Source organism: Pseudomonas sp. AFG_SD02_1510_Pfu_092, from assembly GCF_003331055.1.
Taxonomy (GTDB): domain Bacteria; phylum Pseudomonadota; class Gammaproteobacteria; order Pseudomonadales; family Pseudomonadaceae; genus Aquipseudomonas.
The window spans coordinates 90501-114291 of the sequence record NZ_PUQD01000006.1; the positions used below are offsets into that span (position 1 = coordinate 90501).

18 protein-coding genes and 2 pseudogenes are annotated in these 23791 nt (G+C 61.7%); 10 read left to right on the forward strand and 10 right to left on the reverse strand.

Annotated features, from left to right (window positions below; translation table 11 throughout):
• The first annotated feature begins 1 nt into the window (after position 1).
• From tssF to C6A77_RS04755, 5 genes are read left to right on the forward strand one after another with little or no spacing between them, the layout of a single operon-like run.
• Positions 2–1771, forward strand: a complete 1770-nt coding sequence (tssF, locus tag C6A77_RS04735; protein WP_114168236.1) for a type VI secretion system baseplate subunit TssF — start codon at positions 2–4, stop codon at positions 1769–1771.
• Positions 1735–2832 (forward strand): type VI secretion system baseplate subunit TssG, encoded by a 1098-nt coding sequence (gene tssG, locus C6A77_RS04740; protein ID WP_114168237.1) that lies wholly within the window; start codon positions 1735–1737, stop codon positions 2830–2832. The genes tssF and tssG overlap by 37 nt, the downstream gene beginning before the upstream one ends.
• Positions 2813–3349 (forward strand): type VI secretion system lipoprotein TssJ, encoded by a 537-nt coding sequence (tssJ, locus tag C6A77_RS04745; protein ID WP_114168238.1) that lies wholly within the window; start codon positions 2813–2815, stop codon positions 3347–3349. The genes tssG and tssJ overlap by 20 nt, the downstream gene beginning before the upstream one ends.
• A 3-nt stretch (positions 3350–3352) precedes the next feature.
• Entirely contained in the window at positions 3353–3793 is a 441-nt protein-coding gene (gene tssE, locus C6A77_RS04750) for a type VI secretion system baseplate subunit TssE (protein ID WP_114168239.1), read from the forward strand.
• A 17-nt stretch (positions 3794–3810) separates the two neighbouring features.
• A complete protein-coding gene (locus tag C6A77_RS04755; RefSeq protein WP_114168240.1) occupies positions 3811–4968 on the forward strand; it encodes an OmpA family protein in 1158 nt (385 codons plus the stop codon).
• A 50-nt stretch (positions 4969–5018) separates the two neighbouring features.
• Here C6A77_RS04755 and C6A77_RS04760 read toward each other — a convergent pair whose 3' ends face one another.
• The 3 genes from C6A77_RS04760 to C6A77_RS04770 form a co-directional block, all read right to left on the reverse strand.
• Entirely contained in the window at positions 5019–6608 is a 1590-nt protein-coding gene (locus tag C6A77_RS04760; RefSeq protein WP_114168241.1) for a PAS domain-containing methyl-accepting chemotaxis protein, read from the reverse strand.
• Positions 6605–8851: an EAL domain-containing protein gene (locus C6A77_RS04765; protein ID WP_114168242.1), complete on the reverse strand. Its 2247-nt coding sequence runs from the start codon at positions 8849–8851 to the stop codon at positions 6605–6607. The genes C6A77_RS04760 and C6A77_RS04765 overlap by 4 nt, the downstream gene beginning before the upstream one ends.
• Positions 8852–9020: 169 nt before the next feature.
• Positions 9021–9332: a hypothetical protein gene (locus C6A77_RS04770; protein WP_114168243.1), complete on the reverse strand. Its 312-nt coding sequence runs from the start codon at positions 9330–9332 to the stop codon at positions 9021–9023.
• A 1416-nt stretch (positions 9333–10748) separates the two neighbouring features.
• On the opposite strand from C6A77_RS04770, the pseudogene C6A77_RS25880 reads away from it, so the two are divergent.
• Positions 10749–11144 (forward strand): annotated as a pseudogene (locus tag C6A77_RS25880) (SagB family peptide dehydrogenase); the annotation flags it as partial.
• An 82-nt stretch (positions 11145–11226) separates the two neighbouring features.
• Positions 11227–11478: pseudogene (locus tag C6A77_RS25885) on the forward strand (multidrug transporter CflA); the annotation flags it as partial.
• A 7-nt stretch (positions 11479–11485) separates the two neighbouring features.
• Here C6A77_RS25885 and C6A77_RS04785 read toward each other — a convergent pair.
• Positions 11486–12001, reverse strand: a complete 516-nt coding sequence (locus C6A77_RS04785; protein ID WP_114168244.1) for a DUF4880 domain-containing protein — start codon at positions 11999–12001, stop codon at positions 11486–11488.
• 437 nt (positions 12002–12438) lie between these two features.
• Positions 12439–12747: a hypothetical protein gene (locus C6A77_RS04790; protein WP_114168245.1), complete on the reverse strand. Its 309-nt coding sequence runs from the start codon at positions 12745–12747 to the stop codon at positions 12439–12441.
• A gap of 130 nt (positions 12748–12877) precedes the next feature.
• Between C6A77_RS04790 and C6A77_RS04795 the strand changes: the two genes are divergently transcribed.
• Complete coding sequence (locus C6A77_RS04795) at positions 12878–13531, forward strand: S24 family peptidase (RefSeq protein WP_114168246.1); 654 nt, start codon at positions 12878–12880, stop codon at positions 13529–13531.
• Positions 13532–13758: 227 nt separating this feature from the next.
• Here C6A77_RS04795 and C6A77_RS04800 read toward each other — a convergent pair whose 3' ends face one another.
• From C6A77_RS04800 to C6A77_RS04815, 4 genes are read right to left on the reverse strand one after another with little or no spacing between them, the layout of a single operon-like run.
• On the reverse strand, positions 13759–15711 hold the full coding sequence (locus C6A77_RS04800; protein WP_114168247.1) for an acetyl/propionyl/methylcrotonyl-CoA carboxylase subunit alpha: 1953 nt from the start codon (positions 15709–15711) through the stop codon (positions 13759–13761).
• Entirely contained in the window at positions 15708–16523 is an 816-nt protein-coding gene (locus tag C6A77_RS04805) for a gamma-carboxygeranoyl-CoA hydratase (RefSeq protein ID WP_114168248.1), read from the reverse strand. The genes C6A77_RS04800 and C6A77_RS04805 overlap by 4 nt, the downstream gene beginning before the upstream one ends.
• Positions 16524–16526: 3 nt before the next feature.
• The gene (locus C6A77_RS04810; protein ID WP_114168249.1) at positions 16527–18134 is read right to left on the reverse strand and encodes a carboxyl transferase domain-containing protein; all 1608 of its coding nucleotides are present in this window, start codon (positions 18132–18134) and stop codon (positions 16527–16529) included.
• 19 nt (positions 18135–18153) lie between these two features.
• A complete protein-coding gene (locus tag C6A77_RS04815; protein ID WP_114168250.1) occupies positions 18154–19317 on the reverse strand; it encodes an isovaleryl-CoA dehydrogenase in 1164 nt (387 codons plus the stop codon).
• 319 nt (positions 19318–19636) lie between these two features.
• On the opposite strand from C6A77_RS04815, the gene C6A77_RS04825 reads away from it, so the two are divergent.
• Positions 19637–21319, forward strand: a complete 1683-nt coding sequence (locus tag C6A77_RS04825; RefSeq protein ID WP_114168251.1) for an AMP-binding protein — start codon at positions 19637–19639, stop codon at positions 21317–21319.
• A gap of 140 nt (positions 21320–21459) precedes the next feature.
• On the opposite strand, the gene C6A77_RS25655 is transcribed toward C6A77_RS04825, so the two are convergent.
• Positions 21460–21621: a hypothetical protein gene (locus C6A77_RS25655; protein ID WP_164497650.1), complete on the reverse strand. Its 162-nt coding sequence runs from the start codon at positions 21619–21621 to the stop codon at positions 21460–21462.
• A 141-nt stretch (positions 21622–21762) separates the two neighbouring features.
• On the opposite strand from C6A77_RS25655, the gene C6A77_RS04830 reads away from it, so the two are divergent.
• On the forward strand, positions 21763–23781 hold the full coding sequence (locus C6A77_RS04830; protein WP_114168252.1) for an alpha-1,4-glucan--maltose-1-phosphate maltosyltransferase: 2019 nt from the start codon (positions 21763–21765) through the stop codon (positions 23779–23781).
• Positions 23782–23791: the final 10 nt, after the last annotated feature.

Consider the following 23791-nt stretch of genomic DNA (forward strand, 5'->3'; position numbering starts at 1 on the left):
TTTGACTACGGACAACCTAACCCTGCGTTACTTCGATGCTGAAATGCGCTACCTGCGCGAAGCGGGCAAGGAGTTTGCCCAGGCTTTTCCGGACCGTGCGGCGCAGCTCAACCTGGATAAACCCGGCGCTGAAGACCCCTTTGTGGAGCGCTTGTTCGAAGGTTTTGCGTTCCTGATGGGGCGTTTGCGCGAGAAATTGGACGACGACCTGCCCGAGCTGACGGAGGGGCTGGTTAGCCTGTTATGGCCCCACTACTTGCGCACCATCCCGTCACTGGCCATCGTCGAACTGATGCCAGATGTCAGTCAGATGAAAGGCTGCGAGGCGGTTGCAAGAGACTTTCAAGTGCTGTCACAGCCGGTGGGGCAACACCGTACCCGCTGCCGCTACTCGACCACGCAGGGTTTGACGCTACGGCCGCTCAATCTGGAAACCGTGCGACTTGACCATGAGCCAGATGGATGTGCAGTTCTGCGCCTGCGCTTCGCGCGCGGAGCACTGGCCAACTGGGATCAACTCGACCTCGCGCATATCCCGTTGTATCTGAATGCCGACGCGGCGCTTGCCAGTGTGCTGCACCAGGCGCTGACATTGAACGTGCAGGCGCTGCATGTGCGCTTGCCAGGCGCGGCGCAGCGCAAGGCATTTGCGGGGCATTTCAAGCCAAAGGGTTTTGCCGACGATGATCGCCTTTGGCCTAAGGGCGACAGCGCTTTCAGTGGTTATCAGCTGTTGCTGGAGTACTTCACATTCCGTGAGAAATTCATGTTCGTCACGCTCTGTGGCCTCGATTCGCTCGCGTTGCCCCCAGACGCCCCATGGTTCGAGCTTGAAGTCGTGCTCAGTGAGACTTGGTCGCATACGTTCACGCCCACACAAGAGCACATTCGTCTGCACGCGGTTCCCGTGATCAACCTGTTTGCACTGGAGGCGGACCCGCTCACCCTGGACCCGTTGCAGAATGAATACCTGCTTCGCCCAATGCGCTTGCAGGACGGCCATACAGAGATCTACTCGGTAGACAAGGTTTCTGGAACGAAGGACAGCGTGCGTCAGGACTATGTGCCTTTCAGCAGCTTTCGCCACAAAGGGGGGATGCTCCGCGATGAGGCCCCCGAGCGCTACTTCCATACCCGCTTGAGGCGCGGCGCCAATGGTTTGCATGACACCTGGCTGATTCTTGGCGGGGAGGGCTTTGACAACGATGTATTGCTCAACCGCAAAAGCCTGTCATTGCGCCTGACTGGTACCAATGGCCAGCTGCCGCGCAAAGCATTGCGCAGTACGTTGCTCGATGCTGCGGCGCAATCCACCCAGGCAGGTTTGCGAATCCGCAACCTGACCGCGCCGACACTACCGTGCTACCCACCCAATCGCGACCGTTTTCACTGGCGAGTACTCAGTCACCTGGGATCGAATTTTCTACCGATGCTCAACAGTGCTGAAGTACTGCGTGGCACGTTGGCCTTGTACGAGTGGACGGGCAGCGAAACCAACCGCCGCCGTCTGGAGGCCATTGTCGACGTCAAGCATCACCTGATTCAGCGCTTCGAAAAAGGCTTCTTGCTGCGAGGTGTGGATATCGAGGTGACGGTCGATGGCAACGGCTTTTCAGGCGAGGGGGACATCTGCCTATTTGGTGAAATGCTCAGTCGGTTCTTCGCGCTGTATGCGGACATTCATTTGTGCACTCAACTGACGATGATTCTGCAACCGACAGGGAGGTGCCTGCGATGGAACGAACATCACAGTCAGCGTATTCCCGGTTAAAGGCCGAAGGCATTCTGCACGTGCTGGCTGAACAGGTATCAACCGCTAACGTCTACCGCTTCTGCCAGGTGCTGGAGCAGGTGTTGGCTGAACAACCACCGTTGGGCAGCACTGCACATCCCGGCGATGACCGGGTGAGGTTCCGGCCAGACCCTGGTATGGGATTTCCAGCAGGCGAGTTGAAGGCCATTGAAATCGACGAGTCTGCTCCACACCGACCGCTGACAGTGCGAACCCGGCTGCTGGGTTTGTATGGCGTCGACTCTCCCTTGCCCACGGGCTATCTGGATGATATCGCCCAGCGACGCGAAGGCCATGAGGCGCTGGAGCACTTCCTCGATATCTTCAACCATCGGTTATTCACCCAGTTCTACCGGATCTGGCGCAAGTACTCCTACCCGGCAACGTTCGAGCCGGGCGGACGCGATGCCACTTCACAGTGTCTGTTGGGCTTGATAGGGCTGGGCATTCCCGGTACGGCAGAGCGCATCGCCACACCGATGTCACGTTTTCTGGCTCTGCTCAGTGTGATGCGCCTGCCCACGCGCAACGCGGAGGGGATCGGTGCCTTGGTGAAGTTGCTGGCACCGCATACGGATACGCACGTGACCGGACATTGGCCGCAGAGAGTTGTGCTTGAGCAACCTGCCAGCCTTGCACCCGAGCGTCCGGTGAGGTTGGGACAGGGCATGCCATTGGGTGCTGTCGGGCACGACGCGAACAGCCAACTGCGCCTGCGGCTGTATACCGAGGACGAAGATGAAGCGCGTGAGTGGCTTCCGGGTGGCCAGCTGATAGCCGATTTGCGGGTGTTGCTTGAGGTGTACCTGGGGTGGCGTTGCACAGCGCTGCTGCAGCTCTCGATTCCACGCGAGATGGTGCCGGCTCCTGTACTAGGACGCACTCGGTCAATGCTTGGCATGACCGCTGTACTGAGGCGGGCGGAGGGCGTGCTCGCATCGCCCCAAGACGACACGATCACGATCAACCTGGGCCGATATCAAGGTCTGCAGCCGAACCCTTGCAGGAAGGAGGTACAGCATGTGGCGTACCGTTTTTAACTGCTTCATGGCATCAACGCTGATTACTGTTCTGAGTGGGTGTGGCCTTGCACAAACGGTGGCAGACGGTACGGCGTCTACTGCCCAGGCGATCTTCTACAAGCAAGTCAAAACGCTTCATCTGGATCTCAACGGCCGGTCAGCGATAAATACCGATGACGCAGAGATGAGCGGATTGTCGGTGCCAGTGCTGGTGCGGGTCTACCAGTTGAAGGACAACAAGGTGTTGGAGAACGCCCGCTATGACGATCTGCTAAGCCAGGGGGAGCGTGTGCTTCGCGATGACCTGCTCGATGAACGCGTGGTGGTGATCAAGCCCGGTGAGGCGGCGCAGCTGAGTACCCCCCTGCAAAGCGACGCTCGGTACGTTGCGGTGGTTGCTCTGTTCCGAAGTCCAGACGTTATCGAAAATACGTGGCGCGTTGTCTTGCAGCGGGATGACCTCGAACCGGATCAGGCCAGAGTGCTCGAATTGGGCAATAACCGATTGACGCTCCGACAGCGCGTGGAGGGCTGACGCATGCCTGAAGCCAGCCCTTCTCTTTACGAAATCCTGTTGCAGAACTTCCGCGGTGAGCTAGCGCTGGACCAGGTGAATGAAGATGACCGGCTGACCCTCTCGGTGCTGGACAACATTCAGCGCATTCTCAATAGCCGAGCAGGTTCACTCTCGCATCTGCCCGACTATGGCTTGCCGGACATGGGCACGGTGCTGCAAGGGCTACCGGCTTCAGCCCATGGCTTGATGAACGACATCGCACGAACGTTGCGCCGCTATGAGCCACGGCTGGCCCAGGTGAGCGTTCAGCTGTTACCTCAGTCTCGTCCTGGGCACCTTGAATACGCCCTTGACGTGCTCATCAAGGGCGGCGGCAAGGCGTCTTTTGGAACCACGCTTGGCATTGACGGCAGGGTAGTGGTGCGACACCTCAAGCAGGAACGCTACCTTCCCATGCAATAGAACTAACAGGGGGCCAGATGACGGCGCGTTTTGAAATGCGTGTTCGCTTGGGTGGGAATCCGGGCAACTTTGATGAATACAGGATGTTGCTCGATGAGTTGGCGAAGCTCAATCACCCAGCCTGCCCAGATGTGGACTGGGCAAGCATTGAGGGACTGTCCTTGCGACTTTTCGAGCAGAACGGGGTTGAGCTGCAGACCGCTGTCGCGTTCGTACTCGCGCGTAGCTACCGCACCGGGCTGGCGGGCTTGACGGAAGGGTTGGCACTGCTTTCGTCACTCACCGAAGAGTGGTCGCGCGTATGGCCAGTGCAGGCGTCAGCTCGCATCGATCTCATCGCATGGTTGTTTACTCAGTTGCATCCAATGGTTCGTATGGTGGAGTGGGGCAGGTCAAGTTCGGCGGCGCTGAGCGAACTGATTGTCGAGTTGAACCGTCTTGAGCAGCGCTTGGGTCATGCGCCAGTGTATTCACTTCAGGTCTTCCGGAATCAGATCACCAGTGCCCTGCAACGAATGACCGGAGGCTGTGCTGTATCGATGCCGCTTGCGCTGCAGTCAGGGACGACGGCAACTGAGCCATCTGTCACTCCTCGATTTGCCGCTGTAGCGGCTCCGCTTTCTACTTACAGATTTGTAGTCCGGCCTTCGCTGCAGAAGCGTGCTGTATTACCGTGGCTGCTGACGTTACTGGTCACGATCGCTTTCACAGGATGGTTGGGATGGCAAGCGTGGGAATCAAGACAAACCCACGACTCTTTGACGCCCGAGCCAGTCCAGCTCGACAGCCTGAACCTGTTCGATCCGGGCAGTGCCGACCTTAAGCCCGGCTCAACCAAACTATTGATCAATGCTCTGGTTGGTATCAAAGCCCAGCCTGGCTGGCTGATCGTTATTTCCGGACATGCGGATTCGCAAGGGGATGCCGTCAAGAATCTCGAGCTTTCTCGTGCCCGTGCTTCTGCTGTTCGCGACTGGATGCAACGCATGGGCGATATTCCGGACAGTTGCTTTGCCGTTCAAGGTGTTGCTGCCAGTCAACCGGTTAACAGCAACGATACCTTGGTAGGGCGAGCAGAAAATCGTCGGGTGGACATTCGGTTGGTGCCTGAAAGTCGTGCATGCGGCGAGCTGGACGCTGGAGACCGTTCGCTTCGAAAAAATGAGACTGCGTGATGATGGCCCCGTGAGCTGATCGCCAGCAATCACCCGCCCGCACGTCCCCCTCACTCACTGCATTGCCGCCCCCAAAGTTGCGCCGACAGCAGTTGCAAGCGTTCGGCCTGGCTGGCGACATGCGCCGCCGTGCTGCGGCTCTGGCTGCTGGCCTGCACACTTTTGTGAGTGGTCTGGCTGATATCCGCCAGGCTGCACTGGATGCTGTCACCCACCGCGCTTTGCTGTTCCACTGCCGCTGCGATCTGCACGCTCATGCCGCTGATCTCGTCGACGCGCTGGGTGATCCCGTCCAGCGCCCGGGCGGCCAGCTGCGCCTGTTCGACACTGACCTCGGCCTGGCTGTGGCTGCGCTGCATCGCAAGCACGGCATCACCCGTGGAGCGGCGCAAGGTGTCGATGGTGCCCTGGATGTGCGCGGTCGATTGCTGGGTGCGCGAAGCCAGCCCGCGCACCTCGTCGGCGACCACGGCGAAACCCCGGCCGGCCTCGCCGGCGCGAGCCGCCTCGATGGCGGCGTTGAGGGCGAGCAAGTTGGTCTGTTCGGCGATGCTTTGAATGACCTCGAGGACCCGGTCGATTTCATTGCCGTGCTGTTCCAGCTGATGAATCACCGCGCTGGTCTGTTGCACCTCGCTGGCGAGGCTATCGATGTGCTGGCGGGTTTGTTCGACCAGTTGCTGGCCGCGGTCCGACGCCTGATTGGCCAGGTTCGCCGCGCTGGCGGTGAGCTGCGCGTTGCGCGCCACTTCCTGCACGCTGCTGGCCATCTGGCTTACCGCGCTGGCCACCTGGGCGGTGTCCCCCTGCTGGCGCAGGGCCGCGTCATTGTTGCTGTCCACCGCAGCGACCAGCGCTTCGGCTTCCTGGCTCAACTGGCGGGACGAGTCGGCAATGCGCCCGACGATTGCCCGGGTTTCGGCTTCGAGCATCTGCAGGGCGAAATCGACCTGGCCGAACTGATCGCGGCGGCCGCTGTAAAGTATCTGGCTCAGTGGGTTGTCGGCGATGTTCGCGGCTTTGCGGGCAAGGGCGTCGAGCGGGCGCAGGTTGTAGCGCAACACAGCGCCGAGCGACACGCTCAGTAACAGCGTGCCGAGCGCGGCATGGCCCCAGGGTAACGCGCCCAGCAGGACCAAGGCAGTGAAGCCCAGCAGGTTGATGCCGCTGCCGAGCAGCGCCAGGCGCATGCCGACAGGCAGCCGTGACAGGCGCAGGCAGCGGGCCTTTTTACCACTGCGCAGCTGCGTATAGAGCTGTTCGGCAACATCCACCAGGGCTTTCGCCGGCAGCGTGCGGACCGATTGGTATTCTACGGTTTCGCCATTGCGCTGCATCGGCGTGACGTAGGCGCTGACCCAGTAGTGGTCACCATTCTTGCAGCGATTCTTTACCAACCCCATCCACGAGCGCCCGGCCTTGAGTGTCTGCCACAGGTGCGCGAAGGCCTCCGGCGGCATGTCCGGGTGACGCACGATATTGTGGTTGACGCCAAGCAACTCGCTCTCACTGAAGCCGCTGATGTTGATGAAGTCCGGGTTGACGTAGGTAATGGCGCCCTTGGGGTCGGTCGTTGAAAGAATGTTCGCATTGGCACTGAACTCGACTGCACGACCACTGACCGGAAGATTGATTTTCATTGTTTTTCTCCTGAGCTGAAGGGCACCCATTGGGCCACTGCGCTCCCTTCGAAACAGTGTTCCGCGCTGAGCAGAGGGTGTATTCGGGCGGCGGGTTGCGGCCGGCTGAACCAGTAGCCCTGGGCGTAATGGCAGCCTTCGCCCATGACGAATTCCAGTTGCGTCGGCGTCTCGATGCCTTCGGCCACGACCTCCAGGCCAAGGCTGCGGCCCAGGCCAATGATCGCCTGGCTGATCGCGCGCTGTTTGTTATCGCACGGCACGCCGTTGACGAAGCTTTTGTCCAGTTTGAGGATGTGCAGCGGAAAGCGCGTGAGGTAGCCAAGCGAGGAGTAACCCGTGCCGAAATCGTCCAGCGCCAGCAACACGCCCAGGCTGGACAATTCATGCAGGCAGGCCAGGGTGTCCATGTCGTCATGCATCATCTGGCTTTCGGTGATTTCCAGGATCAGGCTGGCTGGCGGCAGGCCGCTTTCCTGCAGGATGTCGATCAGCCGAAGGGTGAAATCGGCTTGTTGCAGCTGGGTACTGGAAATGTTCACCGAGCAGCGCAGGCGCTCATGCCCGGCCAGTTGCCACAGCCGGGTCTGCTGGCAGGCCTGGCGCAGTACCCATTCGCCGACGCGAATGATCTCCCCCGATTCTTCCAGCGCCGGGATGAACTCCAGTGGCGAGATCAGCCGTTCGCCATGGCGCCAGCGCAGCAGGGCTTCGACCCCGGTCACCTGCGGCGTACCTTGCGCAAGGCGATAGATCGGTTGGTAATACAGTTCGAATTCGTTGCGTTGCAAGGCCTGGCCTAGCGCCGACTCCAGTTCCAGATGCTGCTGTGCGGTGTCCTGCAGGGTTTCGTCGTAATGGGCGAACCGCGCCTTGCCGGCAGACTTGGCCCGGTAAAGGGCAAGGTCGGCGGCCTGCAGAACATCCAGGGCTTTGCCATGGTCATGCAATGGCGCGATGCCGATGCTGGCACTGACCACCAGGGTGCGACCGTCTACCTGCAGCGGCCGATGGAGGTTGTCGAGGATGCGCTGGGAAACCTGCTCGGCGTCGCGGTCGCAGGTCAAATCATGCAGCAGGACGATGAATTCGTCGCCGCCGAAGCGGAACAGCTGATCGGTGGGGCGCAGCGAGTCCTTCAGGCGCAAGGCCACTTCCACCAGCACCCGATCACCGACGTTGTGGCCGAGGCTGTCGTTGATCAGCTTGAAGCGGTCCAGGTCGATGAACAGCAGCGCCTCGTAGTCACCGCCCTGGCGCGGCTTCATGATGGTTTTCTGCATCTGCTCATCGAGCCGGATGCGGTTGGCCAGGCCGGTCAACGGGTCATGCTGGGCGGTATGTTTAAGGCGTTGCTCGGCATCCTTGCGCGCACTGATATCGGTCTGCGAACCGGCCATGCGCAGCTCGCCAGGTGTGGTCACCTCAGCGACCCCTCGCGCCAGCACCCAGAGGTAGTCACCGTTGTTCTTGCGGATGCGGTATTCATGGTGAACGGAGGATGTCAGCCCTTGCAGATGGGCGTCGATGGCATGGCGAAAGTCCGGCAGGTCGTCCGGGTGCACGCGCAGGAACCAACTGGAACTGCTCTCGCCGATGCTGTCGCGGCTGAGGCCGAGCATGCTTGCCCAGCGCTCCGAAACGTAAAGCCGATCCTGGTCGACATGCCAGTCCCACAGCCCGTCGTTGGCCCCGCGCAGCGCACGGGCGAAGCGCGCCTCGCTGTCCTCCAGCGCCTTGTGCTGGGCCGCACTGTAGGTATCGATGGCCAGCGTCATGTCGAAGAACACGGCCTTCAACAGGCTTGAATAAAGCGTGGCTGCCGTGCTGTCGCCAAACACGCTTTCCAGCATGGCTTCGAGGTACAGGCGATAGCTGCCGAGGTACCACTTCAGCTCCAGGCCGATCTGCTGGTGGATCACCCCGATGCGCAGGCGGCCGTTGACGTAGGTTTCGTCGTAGGGGCCGCCCCACAGACACTGGTAATACTCAGCCTGGCTCTGTTTCAGGCGGGCGGTGACTTCCGGCGTGCGCAGCAGCGCCGACGGCGTGGCGAACTGCGCAAGATGACGGTACAGGCGATCGACGAAGGCCTGCTGCGCCGTGGCCATGCACGGCGCAGCTGCGGCCAGTCGCTCGGCATCGTCGGTGCTCCATTCGAGGAAGCGAAAGCGTTCGACGATCTCCGCCGGGTCGAGACGGATTCGCTTGATGAGTTCCTCGAGGTCTTTTGTCACCTTCATTCGCATCCCCGATATTGATGAAGATTGCTTTCTGCAGAACAAAAAAAAGCGCCGTGGCAACACGTTCCGGTCAAGAACGTGTTGCCACGGCGCTTCGTCTTTCAGGCCTGATATCCTGCTCGGCAAAGCGGGTTCCCGCAGGGCGGAACCGGATGGTGGCGTATTCACATCATTGCGGATCTTCCGACAATTTATCCAGCAATGCAACCAAGCGCCGACGTAGCAGCCCCAGCTCGCGGGACTTGAACGCGTGGCGGGTCTGTTCGAGTACTTCGGTTGCATCCAGCAATGCGGCCTGTACCTGCCCAGCCGTGCCCATTTGTGCTGCGCCGAACCAGCGGCAGAGCGGTACGGCCCGGCATGTGCCAGGTGCGCTTAACACTTCGCAATCAGGTGCGATAGGCGCCAACACGTGGCGCAGTTGATCGGCCAGTTCAAGATCGTTGCAGATAATTCTGGTGGCCTGGTTGGACTCGCTCATCAAACGGCATTCCCCAATGTTTGGTGTGCTGTTTACAGCAGGGTCTGCGGTTTTTTATTGATGCAAATCAGTGCTGAAAGCTTTCAAGTTGCCCTCTGTCCGAGGTGACTCCGATAGCCTACTGATATGCCCTTCGCGAGGGCTGATCAATGCCCATGCTTCGTGGCTGCCGTTCAAGACAAGCTGTAGGGCACACGGCAAGCCTGTCTGCCCGAAATCAATGGGCCAGGCCCTGATTGCATTCAGCCAAGCAAGTCGGGGCGCAGCGTGGGTCCAATAATCATGACTGAGTGGCTCCAGACCTGAGACGCATGCTGGCCTTCGGCGAAGCGAGGAAAAGCTGCAGCTAACCCAACCTCAGGAGCCCGGCCCGCAAGTGATGAACAGTCGACACCGTGGATCGTGGCTGACGTTGGCTGCGCCCGGAACAAAGATGCTGAAGCAATCGCACCAGTGGCCAACATCTATGAAAGGGATCCGCTTGAAGAAAATCTGACCTCCTGCTCGAGTGCCGCGACCCAATGTTGCTTTAAAATTGAATCACTCAATCGAGCGAGTTTGCGTTTTAATCGTTGGTTTGGCGCGTGTTAGACGCCTCGCGAGCAATTAGATACGTCATCTGTAAGTGTTGCGGTAAAATTCCCTACAACATCATCAGAAATATCGCTGCCTTCGTCGGCTTGTGCTTCTTCCGGATCTCGCTATTATTAGGCGTGTCGCAATTTCGCGGCATTTGTATATAGACTAAGATATGAAACCTATCAAGATGGAATCTGTAAAGCTGGCAAACCTGGCTCTTCTGGTGAAGAGGGCTAAATAAGCTTTAATCAGAAAACACCGAAGCGCAGTGCCGGCCTGCGCTTTGGTTAGGAGGGGTATATGATAAGTAAGGACTGCTTTTTTTTCTTTAGGTAATGCGCTGATTTGTTGGGATTTCAAGCGGCATAAGCAATATCAACTTTCGGCGGAGCATGCGCATCGGTTGGTTTCAATAATTTATAATCAGGCGTTCAATGATTCAAATGACGCTGTGGCTCAAGATTTAAAGCGCTGTAAGGTGATTTTGGATTCTGATGAAGGTGATGCCGCCTGGGGGTGGGATATTCTTTCAAGGATTTTTCATTTTGGGACCAAAGATATTGTGCTGGAAAATCAGCCAGCCAGCGAGCAGTAATGGGCTGCTCAATACTTGCAGCATTGTAATGAAGTCCTGGATGAAACGTCACCTGTTGAACAATTTTGCGGTGCCGGAAGTGGTATCCGATTACCTGATTTGTGCGCTACTGATGAGTTGGATGAACTGTTCGCACAGCGTGCAACTGTAAGAGCATTTCATCAGTTATCAATTCCCTTGGCTGAGTTGGGGCGGATCTTACATCATACATAGGCTTTGTTGAGGGTCGAAAATTTTCTAGCTTGGAAGGAGGCGTTGAGCAGTTCTCCGAGCGTCGGAGTAGTCCCTCAGCCGGTGGCCTAAACTCTACTGGAGGCTATGTATATGTAGCTAATGTCCAAGGGTTGGAGCCGGGAATATATTACTATGACCCTCAACATCATCAGTTGCATTGGCGCAGCCAGTTGGCAACTAGGCTCGGCGATTTGATTTCAGGGCAGCATTTCGCTAACGATATACCGATGGGACTGTTTTTGACCTCCAGGTTCGATAAGTTGTGGTGGAAATACCAACATTCGCGCGCTTATCGGATGGCATTGATAGAGATTGGCCATGTAGCTCAGACGTTCCAGTTGGCGGCCACTGCCCGTAGAATGAAAACATGGTTGACTGGCGCGCTGAATGAATCCTTAATCGAACCGTTACTCAAGTTTGAAAATCCTAATGAACAGGTAATTTTTTTTGTCGGATGCGGTTATAGCGATGGCTCAACAATTCCGATGCACGACCGGGACAACGCTGGTGCGTCCTGCTGCAACGACCCAAGCCTTGGCGCGTTACCCGCAGCAGGCTGGCGCAGCAGCTTCGCTCAACACGACCTTGCTGTTTGCGGGCGGTGGTTTGGCTGGCAGCGTTGTTGCGGGTATCGAAAGTGGGCTGCCGCTGAGCTTGGGGCTGCTGTTTCTGAGCGTCAGTTCATGTGGATGGCTGTTGCTTGCCTGCATCAAGGACAATGAGCTGCAGCGTTGCTGACCGTTGATCAGGCCCAGTAACCGAACAGTAGCAACGCCGCCACGCCTAGCCCGACCGCAACCGAACAGCCGCCCAACGACAGCGCCGCCCGACCTTGTCGGTACCAGCCGTCATGGCCCAGTTGCCTTGCCGCTGGCAACAGGCTGCGCCAGCGCAGTTCCGTTTGCTGAAACGCCTGCAGGTTGGCCGGGGCTGCATCCAGCCAGCGGCGGAAGTCGATGCGCTCGCAGGCGGTCACCCGTGGGCTTTGCAACCGCATATACCATTGCTCGGCAACACTGGCCAGCACATCGTGGCGCGAGTGGCCGGCCTGCAGTGCCTGCGCCATATGCCGCTCGATGCTTGCCAATGGCAGGTCGAGGCGGGTGGCGATGCTGGCGAAGTCCAGCTGGTCGAGGCGGTTGAGCAGGAACACTTGCTGTACCCGTCGCGGCAGGCGCTTCAGCGCATGCAGCAAGGCATCGTCGGCAAGGTGTTCGGCAGCAGCGGCCGGGTGTTCAAGGGGCAGCAGCAGACGGGCCATGAACAGCTCCTTGTTCTATCAGGGGAGGAAGGTGGGGGCATCTTCCGTGATGCGTGATCAGCGTAGGTGAAACGAGATTGATTCTCAAGTGCTGATTGCGCAAAATTTTGTAATGAACATTCACGGCCTGAAACACCTTTGCTATCATGCGCGCCATTCACGATCTTCATTAGCCTGAAGAGCCAAAAAAAAGACCCAGCAAAAAGCTGGGTCAAAAACCGTGATTAGCCTGATGAGGAGATAATCTGAGAGCGACCTAAGCTCCAGGTTATCCAGCGGATCTTGCGATCAGCTGAGTGCAATAATAATCGTTATCATTTGCCAGTCAAATGAATTTTCGTTGCTCCGGTAAAAAAATATTACCGCTGCGCTTCCTTGTCCCGGCAATCGGGGCCTTTGCCGTTACCCGGCCATCACGTTCTCTCCCTTCTTTTCCGCTAACCCGCCTCCCCGATGCGTTTGTGCTCCAGCAGCGCGCGCGCCATGTCCATCATGTGCATCAGGGCGAAGGTCAGTTCGCGCTGGCTGCCGTGCTGGTGGGTGGCGGTTTCCTGGGCAGTAGCGGCGGCGCAGCGCAGTAGGGCGATTGCGTGCTCCTGGGCCTGCGCGCTGGTCACGCCATCGTGCAGGGTCCAGATCTGGTTATCCAGGGTAGGGCGCGGCGGGTTGGGGTTGAGGTAGTAATCGAGGGCGCGGCGGGCTGCTTCGCTGTCGAGATCTGTTTCGTCGTTTTTCGGTTGTTTCATCGCAGTACCTTCTGATTTCCCTTCAAGCACACTGGAATTGCAGGATAGGTCAATCTGTACTTTCTATTGACAAATAAATAATTCAGATTGTGTATTGCTGTGATCAATACAGTCCGTATTGTTGCCGCTCATGGAAAACTGGAACGCATTTCTCAAGCGCTACAAGCGCGAACACAATCTCAGTCAGCTCAAGCTGGCCGAACGATTGGGCATGACTCAGGGCGGAGTAGGTCATTGGTTGCGCGGTACGCGGCGGCCGACGCTGGAAACCATCAACGAAAAGCTCGAAAAGCTTGGGCTGGTGTTTCTGGAAGCTCAAGTCATGGTGGTGGAGCGCGATGTAGTACGTGAATCTCCTGGTCACTATGCCGCCGAGCAGCCGGTGTCTGCCGAAGCGCTGCTTTACGCAAGCTTTCGCTTCCCGGTGCTTAGCTGGGCTGACTTGCAGGGACCTCTGCCAGAAAAAAACAAGAGCCACGAACAGACTGACTATATGCCCGCAGGTAATGCGTTCTGGCTGGTGGTGGAAAACGACTCGATGAACGCTTCCAGTGGCAGGAGTGTGCCTGAGGGGATGCGGGTGCTGGTGGATACAGGCCTGCCTGCCGAGCCAGGCAGGCTGGTGATTGCACGGCAGCCTGGGCGGCCGGCAGTGTTACGGCAGTTGGTCGAGGAGGGCGGTGACAAGATGCTCAAACCGCTGAATACGCGTTATCCGACTGTTCTTTGTGAAGAAGGCTGCGAGTTCCTGGGCGTTGTCGTGCGGGTGCACGGGGCCTTCTAGATGGCCGGGGCTGCTGTGCAGCCCTTTCGCGACGCAAGGCCGCTCCCACGACAGCTTGCAACCCAGCCCGAGAGCGAGTCGCTTACCCTGTGGGAGCGGGTTTACCCGCGAAGAATGCAACGCGGTATCTGGCACCGGCTTCGCCGGTGTTCGCGGCTGAAGCCGCTCCCACAGGTACAGCGTAAGCCCGACCGGCATTTTTCCCGGTCGGAGCGGCCCCGCTACGGCTATTCCGCCAACTCGACCAGCACCGTCCCTTCGCTGACCATATCCCCTTCCTGGCAGAACAGTGCCTTCACTGTCCCGGCATGCGGCGCACGGATGCTGTGCTCCATTTTCATGGCTTCCAGCACCACCAGCGGCGTACCTGCTTCCACCAGCTGCCCGGGCGCCACCAGCACCCGCACGATGCTGCCGTTCATGGGGGCACCCAGGCCGCCCTGGTGGCTGTGGCTGGCCTCGGCTTCGGCAATCGGGTCGAAGGCTTCGATAGCATGCATCTCGCCCTCCCACTGCAGGTACAGCGTGCCACCCCGGCGCATCGCCAGGTGCTGGCGCCGCACACCATCGTGCTCATGCACCAGCTGCTCGCCGCGCAATTGCCAGGTAGACGCGGCGCTGCGCTCCAGGGCAACCGCCTGGTCCTGGCCGGCGCTCAGCAGATGCAGGCTGCTGCGCGCAGGCAAGCCCAGGCGCAGGCCGTTGCGCTCGGCCCAGGGGGAGTCACGGTCGTCCTCGCGCTGTTGCCCGCCCTGGCCTTGCAGCCAGGCCTCGGCGGCCGCTTCCCAGAAGCTGGCGGGCAACACGTGTGGCGCTGGCAGCAGAACCTGCTGGTGACGCGGAATGAAGCCGGTATCCAGCTCTGCAGCAGCAAATGCGGGATGCGCCAGAATGCGCCGCAGGAAGGCGATGTTGGTCTTCAGCCCGCCAATGGCAAATTCGTCCAGCATCGCCAGCAAGCGCAGGCGTGCCTGTTCGCGGTCTTCGCCCCAGGCGATCAGCTTGCCCAGCATCGGGTCGTAGAACGGCGACACCACATCGCCTTCGCTGACCCCGCTGTCCACCCGCCGGCCGTCGCCAGGCGCCGACTCACGGTACAGCGTCAGCCTGCCGGTCGCGGGCAGGAATTCATTGGCCGGGTCCTCGGCATACAGGCGCACTTCGATGGCATGGCCGATCAGTGGCACCTGCGCCTGGGTGATCGGCAGCGCCTCGCCGCAGGCCACGCGGATCTGCCAGGCCACCAGGTCGAGCCCGGTGATGGCCTCGGTAACCGGGTGCTCCACCTGCAAGCGCGTGTTCATCTCCATGAAGAAGAACTCGCCGCGGGCATCGAGCAGAAACTCCACGGTGCCGGCGCCCACGTAGCCGATGGCCTGGGCCGCGCGTACCGCCGCCTCGCCCATGGCCTGGCGCAGTTCCGGTGACAGACCCGGGGCGGGGGCTTCTTCGACCACTTTCTGGTGCCGACGCTGGATCGAGCAGTCGCGCTCGTTCAGGTACAGGCAGTTGCCGTGCTGGTCGGCAAACACCTGGATCTCCACGTGGCGCGGCTTGAGCACGTACTTTTCCACCAGCATGCGGGCATCGCCGAACGACGCCTGCGCTTCACGCTGGGCAGAGGCCAGGGCGTCAGCCAGCTGGCTTTCCTCTTCGACCACTTTCATGCCCTTGCCACCGCCGCCGGCGCTGGCCTTGAGCAGCACCGGGTAACCGATGCGTTCAGCGGCGGCGCGGAAGGTGTCCAGGTCCTGGGCTTCGCCGTGGTAACCCGGCACCAGCGGCACGCCAGCGGCTTCCATCAATGCCTTGGCGGCCGACTTGCTGCCCATGGCGTCGATGGCGCTGGCCGGCGGGCCGAGGAAGATCAGCCCGGCCTGTTCGATGGCGCGGGCAAAACCGGCGTTCTCGGACAGGAAACCATAGCCCGGGTGGATGGCCTGGGCGCCGCTGGCCTTGGCCGCGGCCAGCAGCTTGTCGATCAGCAGGTAGCTGTCGGCGGCCTTGGTGCCGCCGAGGTCGACGCAGATATCGGCTTCGCGGCTGTGCCGCGCGTCACGGTCGGTGGCGCTGTGCACGGCGACGGTGGTCAGGCCCATGGCCTTGGCGGTGCGCATCACCCGGCAGGCGATTTCGCCGCGGTTGGCAACCAGCAGGGTGGTCAAAGCGGGGCGGCTCATGGGCGCGGCTCCTTCTTGTCATCGGTTTGCCAGGCGGGGCGGCGTTTTTCCAGGAAGGCGCGCAGGCCCTCCTGGCCTTCGGCGCTGACGCGGATGCGGGCGATGGTGTTTTCGCAGTAGCGGCGCAGGGCCGGGCTGAGTTCGCCGTCGTCCACTTCGCGCAGCAGGTCCTTGGTGGCGCGCAGCGCTTGCGGGCTGTTCTGCAGCAGGTTGTCGACCCAGGCTTCGACCTGGGCGTCCAGTTCGCTGGCCGGGTAGACCTCGGCCAGCAGGCCCAGGTCGCGGGCGCGTACGCCGCTGAAACGCTCGGCGCTGAGCGCATAGCGGCGCGCGGCGCGCTCACCGATGGCCTTGACCACGAACGGGCTGATCACCGCCGGGGCGAGGCCGATGCGCACTTCCGACAGGCACAGCTGGGCGTCTTCGGCGCCGATCGCCATATCGCAGCAGCTGATCAGGCCCAGTGCGCCGCCAAAGGCCGCGCCTTGCACCACCGCCAGGGTCGGCGCCTTGAAGCGGTGCAGGGCGTACATCAGTTCGCCCAGCTCGCGGGCATCATCCAGGTTGGTGTTGAAGTCCAGCTGCGCCGATTGCTGCATCCAGGCCAGGTCGGCGCCGGCGCTGAAATGCCGGCCACGCCCGCGCAGCAGCAGGAAGCGCAGGCTGGCTTCCTCGGCCAGCTGGTCGAGGGCGACGATCAGTTCGCGGATCATCAAGGCGTTGAAGGCGTTGTTCTTGTCCTCGCGGCTCAGCCACAGGGTGGCAAAGCCGCGCGGGTCGCGGGTCACTTCGAGGGTGCTGAAATCGCTCATGGGTCACATCCGGAAAATGCCGAAGCGGCTCTGTTCGATCGGCGCGTTCAACGCGGCAGACAACGCCAGGCCGAGCACGTCGCGGGTCTGTGCCGGGTCGATGACACCGTCGTCCCACAGGCGCGCGCTGGAGTAGTACGGGTGGCCCTGATGCTCGTACTGGTCGAGGATCGGCTGCTTGAGCCTGGCTTCGTCTTCCGCGCTGAACGGCTGGCCGCTGCGTTCGCTCTGCTCGCGCTTGACCTGGGCCAGCACGCCGGCGGCCTGCTCGGCGCCCATCACGCCGATCCGCGCGTTGGGCCACATCCACAGGAAGCGCGGGTCGTAGGCCCGGCCGCACATGCCATAGTTGCCGGCACCAAAGCTGCCGCCGATGATCACCGTGAACTTCGGCACCTGGGCGCAGGCCACGGCGGTGACCAGCTTGGCGCCGTGCTTGGCGATGCCGCCTTCTTCGTACTTCTTGCCCACCATGAAGCCGGTGATGTTTTGCAGGAACAGCAGGGGGATGCCGCGCTGGCAGGCCAGCTCGATGAAGTGCGCACCTTTTTGCGCGGCCTCGGCGAACAGGATGCCGTTGTTGGCCAGGATCGCCACCGGGTAGCCGTGCAGATGGGCGAAACCGCACACCAGGGTGGTGCCGAACAACGCCTTGAATTCATCGAACAGCGAACCGTCCACCAGGCGCGCGATCACCTCGCGCACATCGAACGGTTGCTTGGCATCGGCCGGCACCACGCCGTACAGCTCGTCGGCGGCATACAGCGGCGCGACTGGCGCCAGGCGCTGCAGCTTGCCCAGTTTGTGCCAGTTGAGGTTGGCCACGCTGCGCCGGGCCAGGGCCAGGGCATGCTCGTCGTTGTCGGCATAGTGGTCGGCCACGCCGCTGGTGCGGCAGTGCACATCGGCGCCGCCAAGGTCCTCGGCGCTGACTACTTCACCGGTGGCGGCTTTGACCAGCGGCGGGCCGGCAAGGAAGATGGTCGCCTGCTGGCGCACCATGATCGCTTCGTCGGCCATCGCCGGCACGTAGGCGCCGCCAGCGGTGCACGAGCCCATCACCACGGCGATCTGCGGAATGCCCTGGGCGCTCATGTTGGCCTGGTTGAAGAAGATCCGCCCGAAATGCTCGCGGTCGGGGAACACTTCATCCTGGCGCGGCAGGTTGGCACCGCCGGAATCCACCAGGTAGATGCACGGCAGGCGGTTCTGCAGGGCGATGGTCTGCGCACGCAGGTGCTTTTTCACCGTCAGCGGGTAGTACGAACCGCCTTTGACCGTGGCGTCGTTGGCCACGATCATGCATTCCACGCCTTCGACCCGGCCGATGCCGGCGATCACGCCCGCAGCGGGTACGTCTTCGCCATACACCTCATGGGCGGCCAACTGGCCGATTTCGAGGAACGGCGAGCCCGGGTCCAGCAGTCGGTCGATGCGTTCGCGTGGCAGCAGCTTGCCGCGCGAGGTGTGCCGCTCCTGGGCCTTGGGCCCGCCGCCCTGGGCCACCTGGGCGAGCAGGCCGCGCAGGGCCTGGACCTGTTCGAGCATGGCCGCGCGGTTGTCGGCGAACTCCGCCGAACGCGGGTTGATCTGGGTATGCAAGGTAGCCATGTGCGCCCGTCCTTTATGTTCAGCGGGTTTCGTTGAACAGTTCGCGGCCGATCAGCATCCGGCGGATTTCGCTGGTGCCGGCACCGATCTCGTACAGCTTGGCGTCGCGCAGCAGGCGGCCTGCCGGGAATTCGTTGATATAGCCGTTGCCGCCGAGAATCTGGATGGCCTCCAGGGCCATCTGGGTGGCGCGTTCGGCGGTGTACAGGATCACCCCGGCGGCGTCCTTGCGGGTGGTCTCGCCACGGTCGCAGGCCTGGGCCACGGCATACAGGTAGGCGCGGCTGGCGTTGAGCTGGGTATACATGTCGGCGATCTTGCCCTGGATCAGCTGGAACTCGCCGATGCTCTGGCCGAATTGCTTGCGGTCGTGGATGTACGGCACCACCAGGTCCATGCAGCTTTGCATGATGCCGGTCGGGCCGCCGGACAGCACCACACGCTCGTAGTCCAGGCCGCTCATCAGCACGCGTACGCCGCCGTTGAGCTGGCCGAGGATGTTTTCCTGCGGCACTTCGACGTCGTCGAAGAACAGCTCGCAGGTATTGGAGCCGCGCATGCCCAGCTTGTCGAACTTGTTGCTGCGGCTGAAGCCTTTCCAGTCGCGTTCGACGATGAACGCGGTGATGCCGTGGGCGCCCCTGTCCAGGTCGGTCTTGGCGTAGATCACGTAGGTGTTGGCGTCTGGGCCGTTGGTGATCCAGGTCTTGCTGCCGTTGAGCACGTAATGATCGCCGCGTTGCTCGGCGCGCAGCTTCATCGACACCACATCGGAGCCGGCATTCGGCTCGCTCATGGCCAGGGCGCCGATGTGCTCCCCGCTGATCAGCTTGGGCAGGTACTTGAGCTTCTGCTCGTGGCTGCCGTTGCGGTTGATCTGGTTGACGCAGAGGTTGGAGTGGGCCCCGTAGGACAGCGCCACCGAGGCCGAGCCACGGCTGATTTCTTCCATCGACACCACGTGGGCCAGGTAGCCCAGGCCGGCGCCGCCGTACTCTTCCGGCACGGTGATGCCGAGCAGGCCCATGTCACCGAATTTGCGCCACATGTCGGCGGGGAACAGGTTGTCGTGGTCGATTTGCGCGGCGCGTGGCGCCAGTTCGGCGGCGACGAAGGTGCGCACCTGGTCACGGAGCATGTCGATGGTTTCGCCCAGGGCGAAGTTCAGGGAGGGGTAATGCATGCTGGGGCACCTTGTTGTTCTTGAAATTGGGTAACACCGTAGCTCAAGGGCTATCACCAGCCCTGTGGGAGCGGGTTTACCCGCGAATGCGTCAGCAGGGCCACCGTCATTGCCTGGATGACCGCATTCGCGGGTGAACCCGCTCCCACAGGGGCGGTGGTACGCCGACAAACCTGATGTCGTTTTCACCTTTACGTTAACGTAAGCCTGCATGCAGTCGCTGTCAATCGACTCATCACCTTTACGTAAACGTAAATCTGCGCCAGAGTATTCCCGCTTGCTTCAGCCGTGCCCAGAACAACCACAAGAAGGGACACTCATGAGTCAACCAAGCTATACCCGCGGTCGCCAGGACAAGCCCCTGCTGACCCAGACCATCGGCCAGGCCTTCGATGCCACCGTGGCCCGCTGTGCCGATGGCGAGGCCCTGGTGTCGCGCCACCAAGGCCTGCGCTACAGCTGGCGGCAGTTGGCCGAGCAGGTCGAGGTGCAGGCCCGCGCGCTGATGGCCCTGGGCGTGAACACCGGCGACCGGGTTGGCATCTGGTCGCCCAACTGCGCCGAGTGGTGCATCCTGCAGATTGCCAGTGCCAAGGTCGGTGCCATCCTGGTCAACATCAACCCGGCCTACCGCGTGGGCGAGCTGGAGTACGTACTGCGCCAGTCCGGCTGTCGCTGGCTGGTGTGTGCCGATGCTTTCAAGACGTCTGACTACCACGCCATGGTCCAGCAACTGGTGCCGGAACTGGCCAGCGCCAGCCCCGGTGAAATGGCCAGTGAGCGCCTGCCCGACCTGCGCGGTGTGGTCAGCCTGGCCGCCAATCCGCCGGCTGGCTTCCTGCCCTGGCAGGCGCTGGCCGAGTGGGCAGGGCAGACCTCCGTCGAGGCCTGCGCGAAACGCCAGCACAGCCTGCAGTTCGACCAGCCGGTGAACATCCAGTACACCTCCGGCACCACCGGTGCGCCAAAGGGCGCCACGCTCAGCCACTACAACATCCTCAACAACGGCTACATGGTCGGCGAAAGCCTGGGCCTGACCGCGCGCGACCGCATGGTGATCCCGGTGCCGCTGTACCATTGTTTCGGCATGGTCATGGCCAACCTCGGCTGCATCACCCACGGCAGCACCATGGTCTACCCCAACGACGCCTTCGACGCCGAACTCACCCTGCGCGCGGTGGCCGAAGAGCGCGCCAGCATTCTCTACGGCGTGCCGACCATGTTCATCGCCATGCTCGACCACCCGGCGCGCCCGCACATGGACCTGTCGACCCTGCGCAGCGGCATCATGGCCGGCGCCACCTGCCCGATCGAGGTGATGCGCCGGGTCATCCAGCAGTTGCACATGGCCGAAGTGCAGATCGCCTACGGCATGACCGAAACCAGCCCGGTGTCGCTGCAGACCGGCCCGGACGACGAACTGGAACTGCGCGTGACCACCGTCGGCCGCACCCAGCCGCAGCTGGAGAACAAGCTGGTGGACACCGACGGCTGCATCGTGCCGCGCGGCGAGATCGGCGAGTTGTGCACCCGCGGCTACAGCGTGATGCTCGGCTACTGGGACAACCCCCAGGCCACGGCGGATACCATCGACCCGGCCGGCTGGATGCATTCGGGCGACCTGGCGGTGATGGACGAGCACGGCTACGTGCGCATCGTCGGGCGCAACAAGGACATGATCATTCGTGGGGGCGAGAACATTTACCCGCGGGAGCTGGAAGAGTTCTTCTATACCCACCCGGCGGTGGCCGATGCGCAGGTGATCGGCATTCCGTGCAGCCGATATGGCGAAGAGATCGTGGCCTGGATCAAGCTGCACCCGGGGCACAGCGCCACGGCCGAGGAGTTGCAGGCGTGGTGCAAGGCGCGCATTGCGCACTACAAGGTGCCGCGGCATATCCGTTTCGTTGACGAGTACCCGATGACGGTGACCGGCAAGGTGCAGAAGTTCCGCATGCGCGAAATCAGTGTGGCGGAGCTTTCGGCTGTATCTGACGGTTGATTGGTTTGGTCTACCGGCCCTTTCGCGGGTAAACCCGCTCCCACAGGGGCCGCGCCAACCTCGAACGCGGCGCTGTACCTGTGGGAGCGGGTTTACCCGCGAAGAGGCCGGCCCGTCCAGCGCTGGATCCTGGTCTACCCTTAAGCCTTCACCGGTGGCTCCTGGTTCGGCGGGTCGCCCACCGTCGGCGGCACGGTCGGCTTGATCGGCAACTCGTCCGGGTCTTGCTCCGGCACGGGTGGCGGCAGGCTCGGGTCGTCGATGTTGGGATCGGGTGTTTCCGGTGGAATGGGAATGTTCATGGCCTGACCTCGCGTGGGTAATTGAAGAGGTGCTGCAGGCTTCGACCGCTGCCAGCGGCCGTTCGCTCAATTTTTTTGAACCCCCGCGCCTGCGCATGGCTCTGAACCCTTACCGCCACCAGCCCAAGGGAGCAAGGCCTGATGTCTTTGAACGAGCCCTTCGAAAGCGTGCCTATGGCCAATGACCACCCGGACCAGGGCATCAGCCTGTCCCAGGCCTTGCTGGCGCCGCGCATTGCCATCGAGGACACCCAGCCGGTGCTCGACGGCGGCCTGTTCGCGGCCAAGGCCATCAGCAACCAGCCCGTTGCAGTCAGCAGCAAGGTGTTCAGCGACGGCCACGACCGCATGGCGGTGGTGCTGAACTGGCGGCAGGCCGGTAGCCGGCGCGTGCACTGCGTGCCCATGACCTCGGCAGGCAATGACCTGTGGCTGGCCGAGTTCACCCCCACCGAAATCGGCCCGCACCTGTTCAGCATCGAGGCCTGGATCGACCCCTACGCCACCTATTGCTACGACCTGGAAAAAAAATACCAGGCCGGCGTCGATACCAGGCTCGAGCTCGAAGAAGGCCGGCTGCTGCTGGGCAAGGGCATCGAGCTGAGCGGCGGCGCCCTGCGCGACCAGTTGCAGGCACTTGCCGAGCGCCTGCCCACGCTCGATGACGACGACCAGGTGGCCCTGTTGCTGGGCGCCGAGGCCACGCGGCTGATGGGCGAGGCCGAGCACCGCAGCTACCTCACACGCAGCATCGAGTACCCGCTGGATGTGGACCGCCCGGCGGCCCAGTTCGCCAGCTGGTACGAGCTGTTCCCACGCTCTGTCACCGACCGCCCCGAGCGCCACGGCACCTTCAACGATGTGCATCAGCGCTTGCCGATGATCCGCGACATGGGCTTCGACGTGCTGTATTTCCCACCCATCCACCCGATTGGCACCCAGCACCGCAAGGGCCGCAACAACGCCTTGCAAGCGCAGCCTGGCGACCCCGGCAGCCCGTACGCCATTGGCAGCCCGGAGGGCGGCCACGAGGCCATTCACCCGCAGCTCGGCAGCCGTGAGGATTTCCGCCGGCTGGTGTCGGCTGCCGCCCAGCATGGCCTGGAAATCGCCCTGGACTTCGCCATCCAGTGCTCCCAGGACCACCCCTGGTTGAAGGAACACCCCGGCTGGTTCAGCTGGCGCCCGGACGGCACCATCCGCTATGCCGAGAACCCGCCGAAAAAGTACCAGGACATCGTCAACGTCGATTTCTACGCCCCCGATGCGGTGCCAGGCCTGTGGCTGGCCCTGCGCGATGTGGTGATCGGCTGGGTCGAGGAGGGCGTGAAAACCTTCCGCGTCGACAACCCGCACACTAAGCCGCTGCCGTTCTGGCAATGGCTGATCGCCAATGTGCGCAGCCAGTACCCGGACGTGATCTTCCTCGCCGAGGCCTTCACCAAGCCGGCGATGATGGCGCGCCTGGGCAAGGTCGGCTATGCCCAGAGCTATACCTACTTCACCTGGCGCAATACCAAGCAGGAGCTGCGCGAGTACTTCGAGCAGCTCAACCAGCCGCCGTGGAGCCAGTGCTACCGGCCCAACTTCTTCGTCAACACGCCGGATATCAACCCGTTCTTCCTGCAGCACTCCGGGCGTGCCGGCTTTCTCATTCGCGCAGCGCTGGCGACCATGGGCTCGGGCCTGTGGGGCATGTATTCGGGCTTCGAACTGTGCGAAGCGGCGGGCCTGCCGGGCAAGGAGGAATACCTGGATTCGGAGAAGTACGAGATTCGCCCGCGCGACTACAGCCAGCCGGGCAACATCGTCGCCGAGATCGCCCAGCTCAACCGCATTCGCCGGCAGAACCCGGCCTTGCAGACGCATCTGGGCGTGGCGTTCTTCAACTGCTGGAACGACAACATCCTGTACTTCGCCAAGCGCACGCCCGAGCGCGACAACTACATCCTGGTGGCGATCAGCCTCGACCCGCACAACGCCCAGGAGGCGCATTTCGAGTTGCCGCTGTGGGAGCTGGGGCTGGACGACAACGCCGAGACCCACGGCGAAGACCTGATGAACGGCCATCGCTGGTCGTGGTATGGCAAAACCCAGTTCATGCGTATCGAACCCTGGCACCAGCCGTTCGGGATCTGGCGCATCGAAAAGGCGCATTAACAGTCGCACG

Coding starts and splice junctions, on each gene's coding strand:
- tssE (WP_114168239.1), top strand. CDS start 3,353: ATGCCTGAAGCCAGCCCTTCTCTTTACGAAATCCTGTTGCAGAACTTC.
- C6A77_RS04790 (WP_114168245.1), bottom strand. CDS start 12,747: ATGAAACAACCGAAAAACGACGAAACAGATCTCGACAGCGAAGCAGCC.
- C6A77_RS04760 (WP_114168241.1), bottom strand. CDS start 6,608: ATGAAAATCAATCTTCCGGTCAGTGGTCGTGCAGTCGAGTTCAGTGCC.
- C6A77_RS04770 (WP_114168243.1), bottom strand. CDS start 9,332: ATGAGCGAGTCCAACCAGGCCACCAGAATTATCTGCAACGATCTTGAA.
- C6A77_RS04805 (WP_114168248.1), bottom strand. CDS start 16,523: ATGAGCGATTTCAGCACCCTCGAAGTGACCCGCGACCCGCGCGGCTTT.
- C6A77_RS04765 (WP_114168242.1), bottom strand. CDS start 8,851: ATGAAGGTGACAAAAGACCTCGAGGAACTCATCAAGCGAATCCGTCTC.
- C6A77_RS04825 (WP_114168251.1), top strand. CDS start 19,637: ATGAGTCAACCAAGCTATACCCGCGGTCGCCAGGACAAGCCCCTGCTG.
- tssG (WP_114168237.1), top strand. CDS start 1,735: ATGGAACGAACATCACAGTCAGCGTATTCCCGGTTAAAGGCCGAAGGC.
- C6A77_RS04830 (WP_114168252.1), top strand. CDS start 21,763: ATGTCTTTGAACGAGCCCTTCGAAAGCGTGCCTATGGCCAATGACCAC.
- C6A77_RS04815 (WP_114168250.1), bottom strand. CDS start 19,317: ATGCATTACCCCTCCCTGAACTTCGCCCTGGGCGAAACCATCGACATG.
- C6A77_RS04810 (WP_114168249.1), bottom strand. CDS start 18,134: ATGGCTACCTTGCATACCCAGATCAACCCGCGTTCGGCGGAGTTCGCC.
- C6A77_RS04785 (WP_114168244.1), bottom strand. CDS start 12,001: ATGGCCCGTCTGCTGCTGCCCCTTGAACACCCGGCCGCTGCTGCCGAA.
- C6A77_RS04800 (WP_114168247.1), bottom strand. CDS start 15,711: ATGAGCCGCCCCGCTTTGACCACCCTGCTGGTTGCCAACCGCGGCGAA.
- C6A77_RS04795 (WP_114168246.1), top strand. CDS start 12,878: ATGGAAAACTGGAACGCATTTCTCAAGCGCTACAAGCGCGAACACAAT.
- tssJ (WP_114168238.1), top strand. CDS start 2,813: ATGTGGCGTACCGTTTTTAACTGCTTCATGGCATCAACGCTGATTACT.
- C6A77_RS04755 (WP_114168240.1), top strand. CDS start 3,811: ATGACGGCGCGTTTTGAAATGCGTGTTCGCTTGGGTGGGAATCCGGGC.
- C6A77_RS25655 (WP_164497650.1), bottom strand. CDS start 21,621: ATGAACATTCCCATTCCACCGGAAACACCCGATCCCAACATCGACGAC.